Genomic DNA, 16830 nt, shown 5'->3' on the forward strand with positions numbered 1-16830 from the left:
CGATATGCCCGGCTGCTGAGCCGGCGGCCGGGCCCGCCATGCCCATCCGCTGAGCCCGCCCGTGCCCGCGGCGTCCGCGTGTCCCGCCTTGACGTTCGGCCCGGCGTGGGGAATCCGGTCGGGCCGTTCCGGCGGTTGAGGGCTTATCGTCGCTTTGACGACAACGATCGGGACGCTTTAGGGTGGTCTCGTGCCACAACTGCGTATCGCCCTCGCCCAGACCGACCCGGTGGTCGGTGACATCGCCGGCAACGCCGAGATGCTCGTGGAGTGGACCCGCCGGGCCGCCGAGCGGGGCGCCCACCTCGTCGTGTTCCCCGAGCTCTTCCTGACCGGTTACCCGGCGGAGGACCTGGTGCTGCGCTCGTCGTTCGTGGAGGCGTCGGTGGCGACGCTGTCCGCGACGGCGGCGCGCCTGGCCGACGAGGGGCTCGGCGAGCTGCCGGTCGTGGTGGGCTACCTCGACCGGGCCGACCTCGCCCCGCGGGTCGGGCAGCCGAAGGGCGCCCCCCTGGACGCCGCCGCCCTCCTCTATCGCGGCGAGGTCGTGACCAGGTCGGCCAAGCACCACCTGCCCAACTACGGCGTGTTCGACGAGTACCGCTACTTCGTGCGGGGCGACCGGCTGCCGATCTTCCGGCTGCACGGGGTCGACGTGGCCGTCGCCATCTGTGAGGACCTCTGGCAGGAGGGCGGCCCGGTCTCGGTCGTCGCCGAGGCCGGCGCCGGGCTGCTGGTGGTGCCCAACGGCTCGCCGTACGAGACGAACAAGGACGACGTACGGCTGGAGCTGTGCGCCCGCCGGGCCAGGGAGGCGGGCTGCGCGCTCGCCTACGTGAACATGCTCGGCGGTCAGGACGAGCTGGTCTTCGACGGCGACTCGCTCATCGTGGACGCCTCGGGCGGGCTGGTGGCCCGCGCCGCCCAGTTCAAGGAGGAGCTGCTCGTCACCGACCTCGACCTGCCCGCGGCCTCCGGCGAGCCGGGCGAGCTCGCGGTGGACGCCCATGACGGGACGTCCATCACGGTCGAGCGGCTGGTGCTGTCCGGAACGCCGGTCGAGCCGTACGAGCCGGAGCCCCCGGTCGTGGCCGAGCGGCTCGACGACCTGGCCGAGGTCTACCAGGCGCTGGTCCTCGGCGTGCGGGACTACGTCGCCAAGAACGGCTTCCGCTCGGTGATCCTGGGGCTGTCGGGCGGGATCGACTCGGCCCTGACGGCCACCATCGCGGCCGACGCGATCGGGCCGGAGAAGGTCCATGTGGTGCTGATGCCGTCGCGCTACTCCTCCGACCACTCGATCACCGACGCCGAGGAACTGGTGCGCCGGCAGGGGCTGAACAGCCAGGTCGCCCCGATCGCCGACATCGTGTCGGCCTTCGAGAAGGAGATCGAGCTGCACGGCCTGGCCGCGGAGAACCTCCAGGCCCGCGTGCGCGGGATGCTGCTGATGAGCCTGTCGAACGAGCACGGCCACCTGGTCCTCACGACCGGCAACAAGAGCGAGCTCGCGACGGGCTACTCCACCCTGTACGGCGACTCGGCCGGCGGGTTCGCGCCCATCAAGGACGTCCTGAAGAGCCTCGTGTGGAGGCTGTCGGAGTGGCGCAACGCCCAGCCGGGGCACCCGCCCATCCCGGAGAACTCGATCACCAAGGAGCCGAGCGCCGAGCTGCGGCCGGACCAGCGCGACACCGACTCCCTCCCGCCGTACCACGTGCTCGACCCGCTGCTGCGCGACTACGTCGAGCGGGACATGGGACGCGACGAGCTGATCGCGGCCGGGCACGACCCGGAGCTGGTGACCAAGGTGATACGGCTGGTGGACCTGGCCGAGTACAAGCGCCGCCAGTACCCGCCGGGCCCGAAGATCACGCCGAAGAACTTCGGCCGCGACCGCCGGCTGCCCATCACCAACCGCTGGCGCGAGAAGCTGGGCTGAGGCGGCCCGGATGTCCGCCGGGGCAGGCCTGTCCCGGCGGAGTCCGGGTGCCCCGGGGGCGGAAAACGCGAGGAGCGGGGCGGCCGTCCGCCCCGCTCCTCATGTCCCGCTTCCGAAGCGTCCCGACCCGGCCCGTCAGTCCTCGCCGGGGCGCGGGCGGAAGCCCTTGAGCGCCTCGTCGACGATCCGCTCGGCCAGGTCGTCGGACGGCTGCCGGTCCTGGTGGGCCCACTTCATGTGCCACATCATGGTCCCGCTGAGGATGGCCATGGCCATCTCGGCGTCGAGGTCCGGACGCAGCTCGCCGGTCTCGATCCCCCGCTGGATGACCGCGGCGACGGCCCTGCGGCGCGGCTCGACCGCGATCTCCCGGAACCGCTCCGCCAGGCGGGGATGCCGCTCGGCGTCGCTCATGGCGATGTTCATGATGCAGCGCGTCCGCACCTGGCTGGACTCGTCGCGGATGACCCGGAGGTAGGTCACCAGCGCGTCGCGGACCGACGCGCCCTGCTCGGGGAGCGGGATCGGCGGCTTGAGCGACGCCATGGCGTCGACGACGAGATCCTCCTTGTTGGACCAGCGGCGGTAGATCGTGGTCTTGCCCACGCCGGCCCGCGCGGCGATCGCCTCGATGGACAGCTCCGCGACTCCGATGCCCTCTCCGATCAGGTCGAGGGTGGCGTCGATGATCGCCTTCTCCGCCTTCTCGCTGCGCGGGCGGCCCGCCGGACGGGCCACTCCTTCAGCCGTCTGCTGCATCTTCATCGCCCGTTCACACTACCGCTGCTTCCTTCTCCAGTTCGGACTTCTCGACCTGAACGGTGACCGCGGACCGGCCCGGCATCCAGCGGGCCACCACCACGGCGCCGATCAGGGCCACGAAGGCCGAACCGAGGGCGGCCCAGTGGATGCCGGCGACGAAGGCGTCGTCGGCCGCGCTCATCAGCGCCGCGCCGCGCGGGCCGAGGTGGGCGGCGACGCCGGCCGCGCCGGAGATGGACTCGGTCACCACGGTGCGGATCTGCTCCGGCAGCGCGCCGACCTTGCCCTCCATCCCGTTCCGGTAGCTGGCGGACAGGACCGCGCCGAGGATCGCGATGCCGAGGGTGCCGCCGACCTGGCGGACGACGTTGCTCATGGACGAGCCGACGCCGGCCTTCTCCCTGGGCAGCGCGTTCATGATCGCTGTGGTCGCCGGGGGCATGATGTTCGCCATCGCCGCGCCCTGGACGAAGCCGAGCGCCAGGATGATCCACACCGGGGTGTCCACGTCGATCACCGAGTAGGCCGCGAGGGCCGCCGTGATGACGAGCATCGCGACCGTGCCCACGGCCTTCGCGCCGTACCGCTGCACCATCCGGGCGCTCCGCGGGGCGAAGATCAGCTGCGCCGCGGCGAACGGCAGGACCAGCGCGCCCGACTGGAGCGGGGAGTAGCCGCGGACGATCTGCCAGTAGAAGGCGAGGAAGAACATCACGCCCATGGCCGCGAAGAACACCAGGCCGACGCTGGCGATGGCCGTGGAGAAACCGGCGTTGCGGAAGTTGCGGACGTCGAAGGCGGGGTGGTCGGTGCGCCGCTCCCACCAGACGAAGATCGCGAGGATCGCCAGGCCCACGAGCGAGGGGACGACGACGGACACGTCGGCGAACGTGCCGAGGTCACTGACCTTGACGATGCCGTAGACGAGGCTGACCAGACCGGCGATGGACAGCAGGACGCCGATCGGGTCGAGGGCCGACCTGTTCGGGTCCTTCGAGTCGGGCACGAGCGACCCGATCAGGATGAGGCTGAGCAGCACGATCGGGACGTTGACCAGGAAGACCGAGCCCCACCAGAAGTGCTCGAGCAGCAGGCCTCCGGTGATCGGGCCGATGGCGACCGCGATGCCGACGCCGCCGGCCCAGATGCCGATCGCCTTGCCGCGCTCGTGGATCGGGAACACGTTGGAGATGATCGCCAGGGTGGCCGGCATGATGGCCGCGCCGCCGAAGCCCATCAGCGCCCGCGCCGCGATGAGCTGCGTCGGGTCCTGCGAGTAGGCGCTGGCCAGGGACGCCAGGCCGAACAGCAGCATGCCCGCCATGAGCATCCGCTTGCGCCCGTAGCGGTCGCCGAGCACCCCGAAGGTGAACAGCAGACCGGCGAAGACAAGGGTGTAGGAGTTCATCGCCCACTCGAGCTGGCTCTGGGTGGCGCCCAGGCCGTGGACGGGGTCGGCGATCGTCTTGATCGCGACGTTGAGAATGGTGTTGTCGAGCACGACGGCCAACAGGCTGAACACCATCACGCCGAGGATCTGCCAGCGGCGTGGGTGACCGGTATGCGCTTCCACGGACCCCCCAGTGATTTCGATACGCTTGAGTTTCGCAACGCTAGCGTATCGCTTGTTATTCCTATACGCAACGGTAGCGTTTCATATTCTGGGCGGGCTGCGGCCTCGGGTGCCGGGCCAGGTCACCGGCCCACCGCGCGTACAACCCGGACGGGCCGCGTCTTGTTCCAGGCCCCTGCGCCTGACTTTCGCGCCGGATCGGGCCCCTCACGTTCCTACGGCCGGGCGGCGGCCGGCGGTCGCACCGGAGGCGTCACGCGGCCAGCTCGGCGGGCGCCGCGGGCCCCGCCTGCGCGTCCGGCGCCTGCGCCGGGGCGTCGCGCCAGAACGGCGCGATCAGCAGGACGAGGACGACCCCGAGCGCGCCGGTCAGCGCGAACGCCCAGGCGGGGCCGTACGCGTCCACCACCCAGCCGGCCACCGGGCCCGCCAGGGCCACGCCGACCGTGAGCGAGGTGCCGTGCAGGCCCATCGCCTCGCCCCGGGAGGCCGCCGGCACCCGCCGGTTCACCGCGTCGAGCGTGGACGACAGCGACGGGGCGCACAGCAGGCCGCACGGCACGAGCGCGAGGGCGAGCCACCACCATCCGCCGCCGGCGAGGCCGGCGAGGCCGACCGGCGCCGTCAGCGCGCACAGCGCGCCGATCAGCGGCGGGGGCGGCAGCCGCCGGGACAGGCCGCCGTAGACGAAGCCGCCGGCCATGGAGTATCCGCCCCACAGGGCGACGACGAGGCCCGTCCACTCGGTCGCGGCCCCGTCCTTCAGCACCGCGACGATGGACAGCTCGGTGGCGGTCAGCGTGAACGTGAGGGCCGAGGCCATCGCGAGGAGGACGAACAGGCCGGGCCGGAGCCACTGCCGCCGCGGGACGGCCTGCGCGGGGGCCGCGGCCTCCTCCGCCGACCTGGTGGGCGGGTCGAGGAGGTACAGCGCGACGCCGGAGCCCACCAGCCCGATCCCCACGCCGTACATGGTGGCCGTGCTCCCGAACGCGGTCACGGACGCGACCGCGAGGGCGGGCCCGACCATGTACGACAGCTCCACGCCCATCGCGTCGAGCGCGAACCCCGTCTGGTGCTGCGCCGGCGGGACCATCGCGGCGACGCACTGGCGGACCGCGCCGAACACCGGCTGGCTGAACACCCCGGCGACGAGCGCCCCGGCGAGCAGCGCCCCGTACGGCAGGGCGGGGGCGGCGCACCAGAACACGAGCTGGACGACCGTCGTCACCGCGATCACCGGCCGCAGGCCGCGCCTGTCGACGAACCGCCCGGCGAGCGGGGACCCCGCCGCGGTGCCGATCATGATGACCGCGCCCACCACGCCCGCCTGGAGGAAGCCGAGCTTCATGTCGCTGACCACATGGAGGGTCAGCGTCATGCCGGTGGCGGTCAGCGGGATCCGCGCGACCATCCCGACCAGCAGGAGCGCCCGGACGCCCGGAATGGCCAGAACGCGCCGGTAAGGTTCAATTGCCATCGTCGTTACTTACCTCCGCACCGCATTGTGCACGGTGCCACCGACACTTCCGCCACCGGATTACCTCTCTGGGGCGGGGTGTTCCAACCTGAGGCGACATGCAATGATCTGACTGTCCGGGGACGCCACAGGGGCGCCACGAGGCCTGGAGGTAGCCATGTCCTCTGTTTCCGCTGTTTCCAGCACGTCCGCATCCGCCTCCCCCGCCCTGTACGGCGGGAGGTCCGGCCGCCGCGTCACCGTGCGCGACATCGCGGCCGCCAAGGATCGGCACGAGAAGTGGCCGATGGTCACGGCGTACGACGCCATGACCGCGAGGGTCTTCGACGAGGCGGGCATCCCCGTCATGCTCGTGGGCGACTCGGCCGCCATGGTCGTGTACGGCTACGACTCGACGCTGCCGGTCACGGTCGACGACCTGATCCCGCTGACCGCGGCGGTCGTCCGGGGGTCGTCCCGGGCGATGGTCGTGGCCGACCTGCCGTTCGGCTCCTACCAGGCCTCGCCCCAGCAGGCCCTGGAGACCGCGGCCCGCTTCATGAAGGAGGGCGGCGCCCACGCCGTCAAGCTGGAGGGCGGCCACCGCGTCCTCCCCCAGGTGGAGATGCTCGTGTCGGCCGGCATCCCGGTCATGGCCCACCTCGGGCTGACCCCGCAGTCGGTCAACGCCCTCGGCGGCTACCGCGTCCAGGGACGCGGCCAGGCGGGCGACGAGCTCATGTCCGACGCCAAGGCACTGGAGCACGCGGGCGCGTTCGCCGTGGTGCTCGAGTGCGTGCCGAGCGACCTGGCCCAGCGGGTGACGACGTCGCTCAGCATCCCCACGATCGGGATCGGCGCGGGCCCGTACACCGACGCCCAGGTCCTCGTCTGGCAGGACATGATGGGCCTCACGCCACACCCGGCGAAGTTCGTGAAGAAGTACTTCGACCTGGCCGGCGAGATGGACCGCGCGGTCCGCGCCTACGCCGACGAGGTCGTCGCCGGCGTCTTCCCCACCCCCGAGCACAGCTACCGCTGACCCGCCTCGGGAGGCGTGCCGGCGAAACCGCCGGCACCGCCCGCGCCACCCGCGCCGCCGGATCCGCACGATCCGGCGGCGCCGGCGTGAACGGGGGGACCGGACGGGCGGCTCAGTCCGCGAGCGTCGCGGGATCGGTGTTGGCGCCGCAGACGACGACGGCGACGCGCTCGCCGTCACGGGCGGCGTACACCCCCGAGCGCAGCGCGGCCAGCGCGGCCGCCCCGGCGTACTCGGCCGCCACCCGGTGCTCCCGCCACAGGGCGCGCCTGGCCTCCACGATCGCGTCGTCCGTCACCAGCACGCTGGAGACCCGCCCGGCGACCGTGTCGAGGGCGATCCGGCCGGCGACGCTCGCGCCGAGGGCGTCCGCGCCCACGCCGCCCACCTCGACCCGGACTGGCTCCCCCGCCTCCAGCGCCCGGTGCAGCGTCGGGATGCGCTCGGGCTCGACGGCCACGACCGACGCCCGCCCGTCCACCGCCGCGACGATCCCGGCGACCAGGCCCCCGCCGCCGACCGCGACGAGGACGGTGTCGACGCCGCCCGGGATCTGGTCGAGCAGTTCGGCGCCCACCGTGCCCTGACCGGCCGCGACGTCGGCCTGGTCGTACGCGTGGATCTCCAGCGCGCCGGTGTCTGCGGCCCGCTTGCGGGAGGCCTCGTACGCCTCGGCGTAGATGGCTCCGGTCACGGTGACGTCGGCGCCGAGCCGGCGCAGGCCCTCGATCTTGACGGGCGCGCACACCTCGGGGACGAAGATCTCGGCGCGGATCCCCAGGGAGCGGGCCGCGTACGCCACCGCGAGCCCGTGGTTGCCGCCGCTGGCCGCGATGACGCCGCTGGCGGGCAGTGCGCCGTCCTCGGCCGCGCCCAGGATGCGGTTGAACGCGCCCCGCACCTTGAAGGACCCGGAGTGCTGCGTCCCCTCCAGCTTGAGGAACAGGCCGCGCTCCACCTCGGCCACGGGAGTGCGGCGGACGTGCCCGCGGATCCGGGCGGCCGCCCTCTCGACATCGTCACGGCGCAGGGCCATCACCACTCCTCACGTCGGTGCGCCCCCGCCCTCGCGGGAGCCCGTCACAGGTCGCTCTCCAGCGACCGCTTGATCTGCGCGATGCGCTCCTCGTCGCGGCGGTAGAACACCCACTGCCGCACGCGTCGTGCCCGGACCAGCCCGGCACGCTCGAGGATCTTCAGGTGACCCGTGGCGCTCGGCTGGGTCAGGCCGAGCTTGGTGGCGATGAAGACGGAGCAGACGCCGTCCTCGACGAGATCGCCGTCGGTCTGCGGCGGGAAGTGCGCCACAGGATCCTTGAGCCACTCCAGGATCAGCAGGCGCCTCTCGCTGGCGAGCGCCCGCATCACGTCGACAGGGATCACTTAGGCAGTTTCCTAATTCCCGAAGAGACCGTCAAGACCTGCGCGGATCAGGTGATCAAATTTCGGGACATAGTGGGACGGTTTTCGCTAGCGTCACACCTGCCCCACCCGTCTCAAAAGGAGACGACCGTGCCCCCCGCGCCCTCCCTCTCCCCTCGCCCGCGTGCGCTCGCCGCGAACCGAGCCCCCACCGCGCGCTCTCCATTCGCCGCGCTCTCCGTGCTCGCCGCGCTCTCCGTGCTCTCTGTGTTCTCCGCGCTCGCCGCCGCGCTCGTCCCCGCCGTCCCCGCGGACGCGTCCGCGTCCACGGAGGCGGCGCCGGCCGCGACCGGCACGGCCGTCACGACCCCCCGTACGGCCGCCGCGGCCGCCCTGCCCGACCTCAGGCGGACGACCAGTGGCACGGCGACCTTCTACGCGCTGAGATCCGGGGGCGGCAACTGCTCCTACCCCGCGCCGCCGGCCGGCGGGCTCTACGTCGCCCTGTCCCCGGCCGAGTACGCCAAGGGGGCCCGCTGCGGCGGCTACCTCACCGTCGCGGGCCCCAAGGGCACGGTCCGGGTCAAGATCGTTGACCAGTGCCCGCCCTGCCGGACCGGTCAGCTCGACCTCAGCCGTGCGGCCTTCGCCCGCATCGCCGACCCGGCCAGGGGCACCGCCGCCGTCCGCTACCGCCTGGCCGCCGATCCCCGGCCGATCGGGCGGCTCGCCTTCCGGGTGAAGGAGGGATCCAGCCAGTGGTGGCTGGCACTGCTGGTCATGGACCACGGCAACCCGCTGGCCTCGGTCGAGGTCGGCCAGGGCGGCCGGTGGCGGCCCCTCGTCCGCACCGAGTACAACTACTGGGTCGCGCAGGACCCGGGCGCAGGGCCCGGGCCCTTCACGATCCGCGTCACCGACGTCCGCGGCCACCGGGTCACCGTCCGGAAGGTCCGCCTCTCGGTCGGCGCCCTGCAGCGCAGCCGCGTCCGCCTCTACTGATCTCCGCTGGTCTCTGCTCGGTCCCTACTCGGTCCCCGCGAGGGCCTGGGCGAAGTCGGCCCACAGGTCCTCCGGGTGCTCGATGCCCACGGCCACCCTGATCGTGCCCTCGCCGATCCCGGCGGCGGCGAGCCCGGCCGCGTCCACCGACCGGTGCGACGTGGTGGCCGGGTGCAGGATGAGCGTCTCCACGCCGCCGAGGGAGGGCGCGAGCAGGGCCAGCCGCACGTTGCGCATGAACGCCTCGCCCGCGGCGCGCCCCCCGGCCAGGTCGAAGGAGAAGACACCCCCGAAGTCGGGCATCAGCTTGCCGGCCAGCTCGTACGACGGGTGGGACGGCAGGCCGGGCCAGTGCACGGCCGTCACGGCGGGGTGCCCGGCGAGCCGCGTGGCCAGGAGCCGGGTGTTCGCGCAGTGGCGCTCCATCCGCAGCGAGAGCGTCTGCAGGCCGCGCAGCGTGAGCCACGCCGCGAACGGGTCGGCCGTCGCCCCCAGCTCCAGCGCGTACGACCACACCTTGCGGTGCAGCTCGGCCGAGGCGAAGACGGCGACGCCGCCGATGACGTCGGTGTGCCCGGACAGGTACTTGGTGGCCGAGTGGACCACGATGTCGGCGCCGTGCTCGATCGGGCGGCACAGGATGGGCGAGGCGAACGTGTTGTCCACCACCGAGACGATCCCGGCCTCGCGGGCGGCGGCGCACATCCCGGGCAGGTCGGCGACCTGGGTCATCGGGTTGGCGATCGTCTCCAGGTAGAGCAGCCGGGTCGACGGCCGGACGGCGGCGCGTACGGCGGCCGGGTCCGCCTCCGGCACGTACGTGACCTCGACGCCGAAGCGGGCCGTGAGGTCGGCGAGCATGTGGGCGGTGCCGCCGTAGAGCGCGGCCTGCGCGATCACGTGGTCTCCCGGCTTGAGCAGGCCGAGGAGCACAGAGTTGATCGCGCCCATGCCCGACCCGGTCGCGACCGCGGCCACGCCGCCCTCCAGCCCCGCGACCGCCTCCTCCAGCGACCGGACGGTGGGGTTGGAGAGCCGTCCGTAGACGTACGCGCCGTCGGGGCGTCCCATCCCGTCGGCGAAGACCGCGGGGTCGTCGAAGACGAACCCGGACGTCTGGTAGATCGGCACGGAGATCGGGGTGCTGCCGTTCAGCACCGGCTTCGGCAGGTGGACGACCCGGCTGTCGGGATGAAGGGAGCTCATGCCGACCAGAATGACCCAGAAAGTCGGTACTTGTCAGATCTGTCCACGCTTCGGCGATTACGCGGGCAGCGGAGCCGCGACCGCCGGCGGGCCGCCGTGGCCAGGATGGGGGCCATGGACGTCAGCTTCCTCCTCGTGCACAGCCCGTCGGTCGGTCCCACGACGTGGCGTCCCGTGGCCGAGGCCCTGCGGGCGCGGGGTCACACGGCCGTCGTGCCGCCCCTGACCGACGTGGCCGCCGGTCCTCCGCCGTACTGGCCGAGGGTGGTGGACGAGGTGGCGGCGGGCGCCCCGCGCGGGCAGCTCGCGGTCGTCGCGCACAGCAACGCCGGGCTCTTCGTGCCGCTCGTCGTGCAGGCGCTGGCCGGGCAGATCACCGCGTGCCTGTTCGTCGACGCCGCCCTGCCCCCGCGACGGGAGGGGACGGTCACGGCGGCCGAGCCGGAGTTCCTGCCGTTCCTGCGCTCCCTGGCCGACGAGTCGGGGGTGCTCCCTCGCTGGACGAGCTGGTGGCCGGAGGAGGACGTCGCGGCGCTGCTGCCCGATCCCCGCGTCCGCGAGGTCGTCGTGGCCGAGCAGCCGCGCCTGCCGCTGTCGTACTACCTGGAGCCCATCCCCGTGCCTGCCCGCTGGGACCACGTGCGAAGCGGCTACCTGTGGTTCGCCGAGGCGTACGCCGCCCAGGCCAAGGAGGCCGAGGAGCGCGGATGGCCGGTCAGCCGGATACCCGGCGAGCACCTGCACCAGCTCGTCGCGCCGGAGGCGGTCGCCGACTGGCTGCTCGCCACGGCCACCGAACACGAACGGCGGCCCTGAGGCCCCGGGTGCGAAGTCCCGGCCGGGACGGCCACGCCGATGTGGCCGTCCCGGCCTGTCGTGGTCAGCGCCCGGCGAGGGGCGTGGCGAGCCTGATGATCACCAGGCGACTCGGCACGCCGCTGTCGATCAGCTTGCCGTCGGCGTCGAAGTCGCCGAGGCCGAAGTCGTTGTCGTTGGCCACGGCGACCGTGCGGCGGTCGAGGACGGCCAGGCCCTCGATCTTGCCGGGCAGCGACGGCACCAGCGCGTTCGGCTCCAGGACCAGCGACTTGGCCGGCAGCCTGACCTTGGACAGGTCGGTCAGCGCCTCAAGGGAGGGCGTGGTGGCCGGGTCGTCGTACGGGCCGCCGAGCAGGTTGGCCGCCCGGGTCAGGTCGATCTGGTAGATCCGCGTCACGTTGTCCGTGCGCTCGTCCACCAGCAGGCGGCCGGGGCCCACGTAGGCGAGGCCGGAGATCTTCATCTCGCTCTGGTCGCCCTTCACCTTCGGGTCGAAGGCCGTGACGTCCTCGAACTGGTACGCGTACTCGCCCGTGACCACCCGCCGGCGGAGGTCGAACGTGAGGATCCGCCCGATGCGCGACTTCTTGGCGGTCGTCTTGTCCGGGTTCGCCAGGGGGCTCTGGACGGCGAGGAACAGCGTCCGCTGGTCGGACGAGATCGCCAGGCCCTCGAACCCGCGGTTCTGCTGACGACTCGCCAGGATCGCGGGCAGCGTCTCACTGACCGGGTAGTCGGCGCCGGTCAGCTTGAGGCCGCGCGGCACGTACCGCTCCAGCACCCGCCCGGTGCGGGAGACGTGGACGAGCGAGGGGCTGTACTCGTCCACCAGCCAGAAGCCGCCGTCGCGGGTGCGGACCAGGTCCTCGAGGTCGACCCCGCTCGGGTTGAACTGCAGGAGCGTCCTGCCGTCCCAGGCGTACGGCGCCTCGTCGTGAACCTGCTGGTTAGACAGGCCCGTCACCGGCCTGCCCGACGCGCCGACGAGCGGCAGGTACTTCTTGATCTTCGCCGCGCCGTGCTTCACCGAGACCTGGAGGATGGCCGGGGCGAAGTCGGGCACCGGGAACGTCCGGCGCTTCTCGCCGTCGACCGTCGGCTGGCCGTTCGGGCCGCGGTCGGTGACCATCCAGAACTCGCCCGGCCTGTCACCGGGGAACAGGCCGCTGCCGACCCCGCCCAGCTTGACGCCGTGATCGTCGGCGATGGACGGCTGGATCGCCTTGAGGGCGGGGGCGGGGATCGTCACGTCGGTCACGACGGACGGCCCCGGAGCGGGGGCGGCGGAGGCCGTGCCGGGGACGGACACGGCGAGCGCGGCGGCGAGCGCCAGGCCGGCGAAGACGGGACGTAGCACGTGGGACCTTTCAGACAGTGACAACAGCGCCTGAAGGTAATGAACGCCGGCGTCTCCCCGGTGACGATCAGGTGAAGCGGCGGTGCCTACACGTCGGTGACCCGGATCCCCGCGTGGGCCTTGTACCGGCGGTTGATCGAGATGAGGTTCGCCGTCATCGCCTCGACCTGGTGGGCGTTGCGCAGCCGTCCGGCGTACACGCCACGGGCGCCGGGGATGCGGGCCGCGAGCGCCTGGACGGTGCCGGTGGCCTCGCGGTCGTCGCCGAGGACGAGCACGTCGAGGTCGATCTCCGCCACGGACGGGTCGAGCAGCAGCACCGCGGACACGTGGTGGAAGGCCGCGACCACGCGGCTGCCGGTCAGGACGGCGGCCGCCTGCTGGGCCGCGCTGCCCTCCTCCACCGGCAGGGCGTACGCCCCCTGCTTGTCGAAGCCGAGCGGGTTCACGCAGTCGACCACGATCTTCCCGGCGAGGGGCTCGCGCAACGACTCCAGGAGATCCTTGTGCCCCTCCCACGGCACCGCGACGATCACGATGTCCGCCTCGGCCGCCACGGCGGCGTTCTCCGCGCCGCGCACGCCGATGCTCTCCGCCGCGTCGCGGGCCCGTTCCTCGCTGCGCGACCCGATCAGGACGGTGTGGCCGGCCAGCGAGAACCGCCGGGCCAGCCCCTTGCCCTGGTCGCCGGTGCCGCCGAGGATGCCGATGGACAGTCCCGAGACGTCGGGCAGGTCAGTCGTGTGGTCAGCCATGCGAGAGATGATGCCAGCCGGCGACCCGCGTCCGGCCCCCGGGGCGTCCGGGCGGGGACGTCCCGAGGAGGCCGGAACGGGGTCCGCGGGTACCCGGCGGTCGCCGATCGCGGGGTCAGCAGTTGCCGATCGCGGGCAGGCCGAGGAGCCGCGAGGCCAGCCAGGCCACAGCGAGCGGCCCGCCCTCCACCGCGCCGAGCACGTGGCTGCCGGCCGGCACGCCCGTCCACAGCACGTTCACGCCGCGGGCGCAGTACTCGTCGCGCAGCGTCCTCCCCACGGCGTACGGGATGATCTCGTCGCCCTTGGCGTGGTACAGGAACATCGGCACGCGGGGGGACGAGGCGCCGAGGCGGTTCTCCGTGAGGCGCGTCTGCCAGTCGGGGCGGTGCATGACGTCGCTCGTCGTGTAGTCGGACAGGCGGTGGCCCGCGAACTTCGACCGCAGGTCCGCCACGCAGTCGTCGGCGGCGTCCGCGAACAGCGCCGCCCCCTGCGGGGTCAGGTAGCTCGACAGATGGAGCTCCGGGTAGGCGGCGTCGAAGCCGATGCCGGCCGCGGCGGCGAGGCCGAAGTCGGCGGTCCCGTCGAGGTGGTCGGCCACGGCCTGCAGGTCGGCCGGCACGCCGCCCGCCGCGACGCCCCTCAGCCGCAGCTCGGGCGCGTACGACGGCTGGAGCTGCGCCGCCCACGCCGCCGACGAGCCGCCCTGTGAGTAGCCCATGACGAGGACGGGGGCGTCGGAGGACAGGTTCGCCTCGGGCACGCGCGCCGCCGCCCTGATCGAGTCGAGGACGGCGTGGCCCTGCGACACGCCCGCCATGTACGTGTGCTCCCCGGGCGTCCCCAGCCCCTCGTAGTCGGTCACCGCCACGGCCCAGCCCTTGAGCAGCATCAGGCTCATGAGCGCGAGCTCGGCCTCGGTGCCGTTCGCCATCGACGCCGACGGCGCGCACTGGTCGCCCAGCCCGTGAGTGCCCACGGCGTACCCGGCGATCGGCCGCCTGCCCAAATAGGACGACTTGGGCACGAGCAGCGTGCCCGAGACGATGTTCGACGCGCCGGTCGCCGAGGTGGACCGGTAGCGCAGGTGCCAGGCGTTCACGGGCACCTCAAGCAGCTTCCCGGGGGCGAGGTAGACCGTGGTCGGCGTCGACTCGACGACGTCGCCGGCCGTGACCGCCCGTACGGGCCCGCTCAGCGCGGGGAGCAGGAGGAACGCCCCGACAATGGACATGGTGGCGCGAACACGGAGGTTCATGAAGCCGCCTTCCGGCAATTGGACCACTTTCCAACGACGGCGCCGTGGGCTGATCGTTACCCCGAGGTAACGATGTGTCAAGAACTCGATTGCCGCGACCTCACCCGCCCCTGTCAGGCACCATTGCGGGCATGGACGCCGCATCGGTGAACCTGCTCCGCGAGGCGCTCGCCTCCACGGGATGGCTCGAACGCACCCGTGAGCTCGGCCTGGCCCTCAGGACCACCCGCTCCCCCGGAGGGCTGCTCGTGGTCGGCGCCCCGGACGACGAGCCCTGGCATGTGACCGCCCACCTGGCCGACGAGGCCCGGCTGTCGGGGCTGGCGCAGCTGACCCCCACGCTGGTGCGCTGGTCGCCGCCCCCGGACGCACCCGCCCATCTGCGGGTCGGGGTCGACCGGCTCAGGGGCGCCGCGCGCGGGGAGACGCTCTTCGTGGTCGCCGAGCGCCGGGCGCCCGCGCCGCTGCTGGAGAGGGTGGACGACGCCCGGCGTACGGGGGCCACCATCCTCGCCCTCGACGGCGGCGACCCGGAGCTGGAGTCCCTGGCCCACGACGCGATAGCCGTACCGGCGGAGGGGTCGCTGCTGAGCTTCGACGCGGCGCAGCACCTGGTGAGCAGCGCGGCCGGGGAGATCGGACGGCCCGGCCTGCGCGAGCGCCTCGCCCGCCTCGCCGAGCGCATCACCGGCCCCCGTGTCAGCGACTGAGTCGCGGCTGGACGCGGGGTGCCGGCGGTCAGGTCGCCGGGGCCTCGGCGGAGCCGCTGAGCTCGCGCACCCGCCGCGCCACACCCTCGGCCGCCTCGCGCAGCATCTCGATCATGACCGCCTGGACGGGGTCGGGCTCTCCCGAGGTCGTACGGCTCACCCGGGTCAGCGCCTCGATCCGGCGGGACCCCACGCCGTGGATGGCGGTGACCGCCACCTCCCCGGGAGGCACGTCGAGCAGGGCCAGCGAGGGCACGACGGCCACGCCGTGCCCGGCCGCGACGAGCGCCAGGACAGGCGGGAACTCGGCGAGCACGTGCACCCGGCGCGGCGCGAAACCGTGCAGCTGCGCCAGCCGTTCGAGCGCCTGCCCGCAGGCCTGGTCGGGGACGCCGGCGACCCACGGCAGGTCCACCAGGTCGGCCACGGTCTCCGGCACGGACGTCCAGCCGGGCGGGGCGACGATGCGGTACTCGTCGTCGTAGAGCCGGTGGCGGGACATCGACGGCAGCGACGCGGCCGGCTGGCTCATGTCCCGTTCGGTGACGACGAGGTCCACCCCGCCCAGCCTCAGCTCCGTCACCGCGCCGGGCCCGAACAGCTCGCGGATCACCGGCGTGATCCTCGGATGCCGTACGGCCAGCTCGCGCAGGGCCGGGACGAGCAGGTGGCGGATCACCGTGGGGAACGCCGCGATCGTGACGGGACCGGAGAGGCGCTCGGTGAAGCGGTTGAGCTCGTGCCTCGCCTCGACGAGCTGTTCCTCGATCCGCTCGGCGTAGGCGGCGAGGACCCGGCCGGCCGGAGTCAGCGTGACCCGTCGCTGGGAACGGTCGATCAGGGCGAGGCCCACCTCCCGTTCCAGCTGGGCCAGCTGCTGGGAGACGGCGGACGGCGTCAGGTGCAGCGCCTCGGCGGCCTTCATGACGCCGCCCCTGCGGGACACCTCGTGGAGGATCCGGAGGCGCCGGGGGTCGATCTCCATACAGCTGAGCTTACGCTGGACTTAAGAAAGCTTCACTTGCCCTTCATCCCTCACAGGCGGGATCATCGGATCATGATTTCCCCTGCCGGCGGTGAGTAGCCGCATGTCCACGTTCGTCACGATCATCGGAACCATCGGGGCCGTCGTTCTCCTGTACGGCTACGCCATGGTGTCGGCCGGCAGGATGTCCGGGGACGGGCTCACCTACCAGGTGCTCAACTTCGCCGGGGCGGCCACGCTCATGGTCAACAGCGCCTACCACGCGGCCTGGCCGTCGGCGATCCTCAACATGGTGTGGAGCGGCATCGGCGTCGTGACGCTGAGCCGCCTGGTCGCCCGGCAGGCGTCGCGGCGCTCCGGCCGGGCCGCCGGGCCTGCCGGGGTGGAGGGGGACACGACGCCGGAACCGTTCGACGCCGGCCCGTTCGCGACCGAGCCCGCGAACGGCGGCACGGTGCGCATGAGCCTCAAGCCCCTGGAGCCCGGGCCCGCCGTTGCCGCGCACGGCGACGCCGCCGACACGACGGCCCTCGCCTGCACCGCCGGCCCGGACCGGGGATAGGCCCGGAGCGGCGGCAAGTCAGCCCGGGACACG

The 16830-nt window shown here is 72.9% G+C and carries 16 protein-coding genes; 6 read left to right on the plus strand and 10 right to left on the minus strand.

Annotated features, from left to right (window positions below):
• The first annotated feature begins 190 nt into the window (after nt 1-190).
• Nucleotides 191-1942, plus strand: coding sequence for an NAD+ synthase (locus Mco01_RS02105; protein ID WP_204055172.1), 1752 nt, complete (start codon nt 191-193; stop codon nt 1940-1942).
• Nucleotides 1943-2077: 135 nt separating this feature from the next.
• Here the strand turns inward: Mco01_RS02105 and Mco01_RS02110 are convergent, their stop codons facing one another.
• The 3 genes from Mco01_RS02110 to Mco01_RS02120 form a co-directional block, all read right to left on the minus strand.
• Nucleotides 2078-2707: a TetR/AcrR family transcriptional regulator gene (locus tag Mco01_RS02110; protein ID WP_204055173.1), complete on the minus strand. Its 630-nt coding sequence runs from the start codon at nt 2705-2707 to the stop codon at nt 2078-2080.
• Nucleotides 2708-2714: 7 nt separating this feature from the next.
• Nucleotides 2715-4229: an MFS transporter gene (locus tag Mco01_RS02115; protein WP_239103264.1), complete on the minus strand. Its 1515-nt coding sequence runs from the start codon at nt 4227-4229 to the stop codon at nt 2715-2717.
• A gap of 301 nt (nt 4230-4530) precedes the next feature.
• Complete coding sequence (locus Mco01_RS02120; protein ID WP_204055175.1) at nt 4531-5757, minus strand: MFS transporter; 1227 nt, start codon at nt 5755-5757, stop codon at nt 4531-4533.
• 157 nt (nt 5758-5914) lie between these two features.
• Between Mco01_RS02120 and panB the strand changes: the two genes are divergently transcribed.
• Nucleotides 5915-6778: a 3-methyl-2-oxobutanoate hydroxymethyltransferase gene (gene panB / locus Mco01_RS02125; RefSeq protein ID WP_036321890.1), complete on the plus strand. Its 864-nt coding sequence runs from the start codon at nt 5915-5917 to the stop codon at nt 6776-6778.
• 112 nt (nt 6779-6890) lie between these two features.
• Here the strand turns inward: panB and Mco01_RS02130 are convergent, their stop codons facing one another.
• A complete protein-coding gene (locus Mco01_RS02130; protein WP_204055176.1) occupies nt 6891-7814 on the minus strand; it encodes a serine/threonine dehydratase in 924 nt (307 codons plus the stop codon).
• Nucleotides 7815-7858: 44 nt separating this feature from the next.
• Nucleotides 7859-8161, minus strand: a complete 303-nt coding sequence (locus Mco01_RS02135) for an ArsR/SmtB family transcription factor (protein WP_157099347.1) — start codon at nt 8159-8161, stop codon at nt 7859-7861.
• Nucleotides 8162-8290: 129 nt separating this feature from the next.
• On the opposite strand from Mco01_RS02135, the gene Mco01_RS02140 reads away from it, so the two are divergent.
• Nucleotides 8291-9142 (plus strand): expansin EXLX1 family cellulose-binding protein, encoded by an 852-nt coding sequence (locus tag Mco01_RS02140; protein WP_204055177.1) that lies wholly within the window; start codon nt 8291-8293, stop codon nt 9140-9142.
• A 24-nt stretch (nt 9143-9166) separates the two neighbouring features.
• Here Mco01_RS02140 and Mco01_RS02145 read toward each other — a convergent pair whose 3' ends face one another.
• Nucleotides 9167-10348: a trans-sulfuration enzyme family protein gene (locus Mco01_RS02145; protein WP_204055178.1), complete on the minus strand. Its 1182-nt coding sequence runs from the start codon at nt 10346-10348 to the stop codon at nt 9167-9169.
• A gap of 114 nt (nt 10349-10462) precedes the next feature.
• On the opposite strand from Mco01_RS02145, the gene Mco01_RS02150 reads away from it, so the two are divergent.
• Nucleotides 10463-11164, plus strand: coding sequence for an alpha/beta hydrolase (locus Mco01_RS02150; RefSeq protein WP_239103265.1), 702 nt, complete (start codon nt 10463-10465; stop codon nt 11162-11164).
• A 64-nt stretch (nt 11165-11228) separates the two neighbouring features.
• Here the strand turns inward: Mco01_RS02150 and Mco01_RS02155 are convergent, their stop codons facing one another.
• The 3 genes from Mco01_RS02155 to Mco01_RS02165 form a co-directional block, all read right to left on the minus strand.
• A complete protein-coding gene (locus Mco01_RS02155) occupies nt 11229-12524 on the minus strand; it encodes an esterase-like activity of phytase family protein (protein ID WP_204055179.1) in 1296 nt (431 codons plus the stop codon).
• Nucleotides 12525-12610: 86 nt separating this feature from the next.
• The gene (gene npdG, locus Mco01_RS02160; RefSeq protein WP_204055180.1) at nt 12611-13279 is read right to left on the minus strand and encodes an NADPH-dependent F420 reductase; all 669 of its coding nucleotides are present in this window, start codon (nt 13277-13279) and stop codon (nt 12611-12613) included.
• A 115-nt stretch (nt 13280-13394) separates the two neighbouring features.
• Nucleotides 13395-14540 (minus strand): lipase family protein, encoded by a 1146-nt coding sequence (locus tag Mco01_RS02165; RefSeq protein ID WP_204055181.1) that lies wholly within the window; start codon nt 14538-14540, stop codon nt 13395-13397.
• Between the two features lie 131 nt (nt 14541-14671).
• Between Mco01_RS02165 and Mco01_RS02170 the strand changes: the two genes are divergently transcribed.
• Nucleotides 14672-15250: a hypothetical protein gene (locus Mco01_RS02170; RefSeq protein ID WP_204055182.1), complete on the plus strand. Its 579-nt coding sequence runs from the start codon at nt 14672-14674 to the stop codon at nt 15248-15250.
• Nucleotides 15251-15278: 28 nt separating this feature from the next.
• Here Mco01_RS02170 and Mco01_RS02175 read toward each other — a convergent pair whose 3' ends face one another.
• Nucleotides 15279-16235 (minus strand): LysR family transcriptional regulator, encoded by a 957-nt coding sequence (locus tag Mco01_RS02175; RefSeq protein WP_036321906.1) that lies wholly within the window; start codon nt 16233-16235, stop codon nt 15279-15281.
• Nucleotides 16236-16338: 103 nt separating this feature from the next.
• On the opposite strand from Mco01_RS02175, the gene Mco01_RS02180 reads away from it, so the two are divergent.
• Nucleotides 16339-16797: a CBU_0592 family membrane protein gene (locus tag Mco01_RS02180; protein ID WP_204055183.1), complete on the plus strand. Its 459-nt coding sequence runs from the start codon at nt 16339-16341 to the stop codon at nt 16795-16797.
• Nucleotides 16798-16830: the final 33 nt, after the last annotated feature.

The organism is Microbispora corallina, from assembly GCF_016863035.1.
Classification (GTDB): Bacteria; Actinomycetota; Actinomycetes; order Streptosporangiales; family Streptosporangiaceae; genus Microbispora; species Microbispora corallina.

Bases quoted from the DNA above. Each gene is read 5' to 3' on its own strand.
- Mco01_RS02130 (WP_204055176.1), bottom strand. From the start codon at position 7,814: ATGGCCCTGCGCCGTGACGATGTCGAGAGGGCGGCCGCCCGGATCCGC.
- Mco01_RS02180 (WP_204055183.1), top strand. From the start codon at position 16,339: ATGTCCACGTTCGTCACGATCATCGGAACCATCGGGGCCGTCGTTCTC.
- Mco01_RS02175 (WP_036321906.1), bottom strand. From the start codon at position 16,235: ATGGAGATCGACCCCCGGCGCCTCCGGATCCTCCACGAGGTGTCCCGC.
- Mco01_RS02120 (WP_204055175.1), bottom strand. From the start codon at position 5,757: ATGGCAATTGAACCTTACCGGCGCGTTCTGGCCATTCCGGGCGTCCGG.
- Mco01_RS02165 (WP_204055181.1), bottom strand. From the start codon at position 14,540: ATGAACCTCCGTGTTCGCGCCACCATGTCCATTGTCGGGGCGTTCCTC.
- Mco01_RS02150 (WP_239103265.1), top strand. From the start codon at position 10,463: ATGGACGTCAGCTTCCTCCTCGTGCACAGCCCGTCGGTCGGTCCCACG.
- Mco01_RS02170 (WP_204055182.1), top strand. From the start codon at position 14,672: ATGGACGCCGCATCGGTGAACCTGCTCCGCGAGGCGCTCGCCTCCACG.
- panB (WP_036321890.1), top strand. From the start codon at position 5,915: ATGTCCTCTGTTTCCGCTGTTTCCAGCACGTCCGCATCCGCCTCCCCC.
- npdG (WP_204055180.1), bottom strand. From the start codon at position 13,279: ATGGCTGACCACACGACTGACCTGCCCGACGTCTCGGGACTGTCCATC.
- Mco01_RS02145 (WP_204055178.1), bottom strand. From the start codon at position 10,348: ATGAGCTCCCTTCATCCCGACAGCCGGGTCGTCCACCTGCCGAAGCCG.
- Mco01_RS02115 (WP_239103264.1), bottom strand. From the start codon at position 4,229: ATGGTGTTCAGCCTGTTGGCCGTCGTGCTCGACAACACCATTCTCAAC.
- Mco01_RS02110 (WP_204055173.1), bottom strand. From the start codon at position 2,707: ATGAAGATGCAGCAGACGGCTGAAGGAGTGGCCCGTCCGGCGGGCCGC.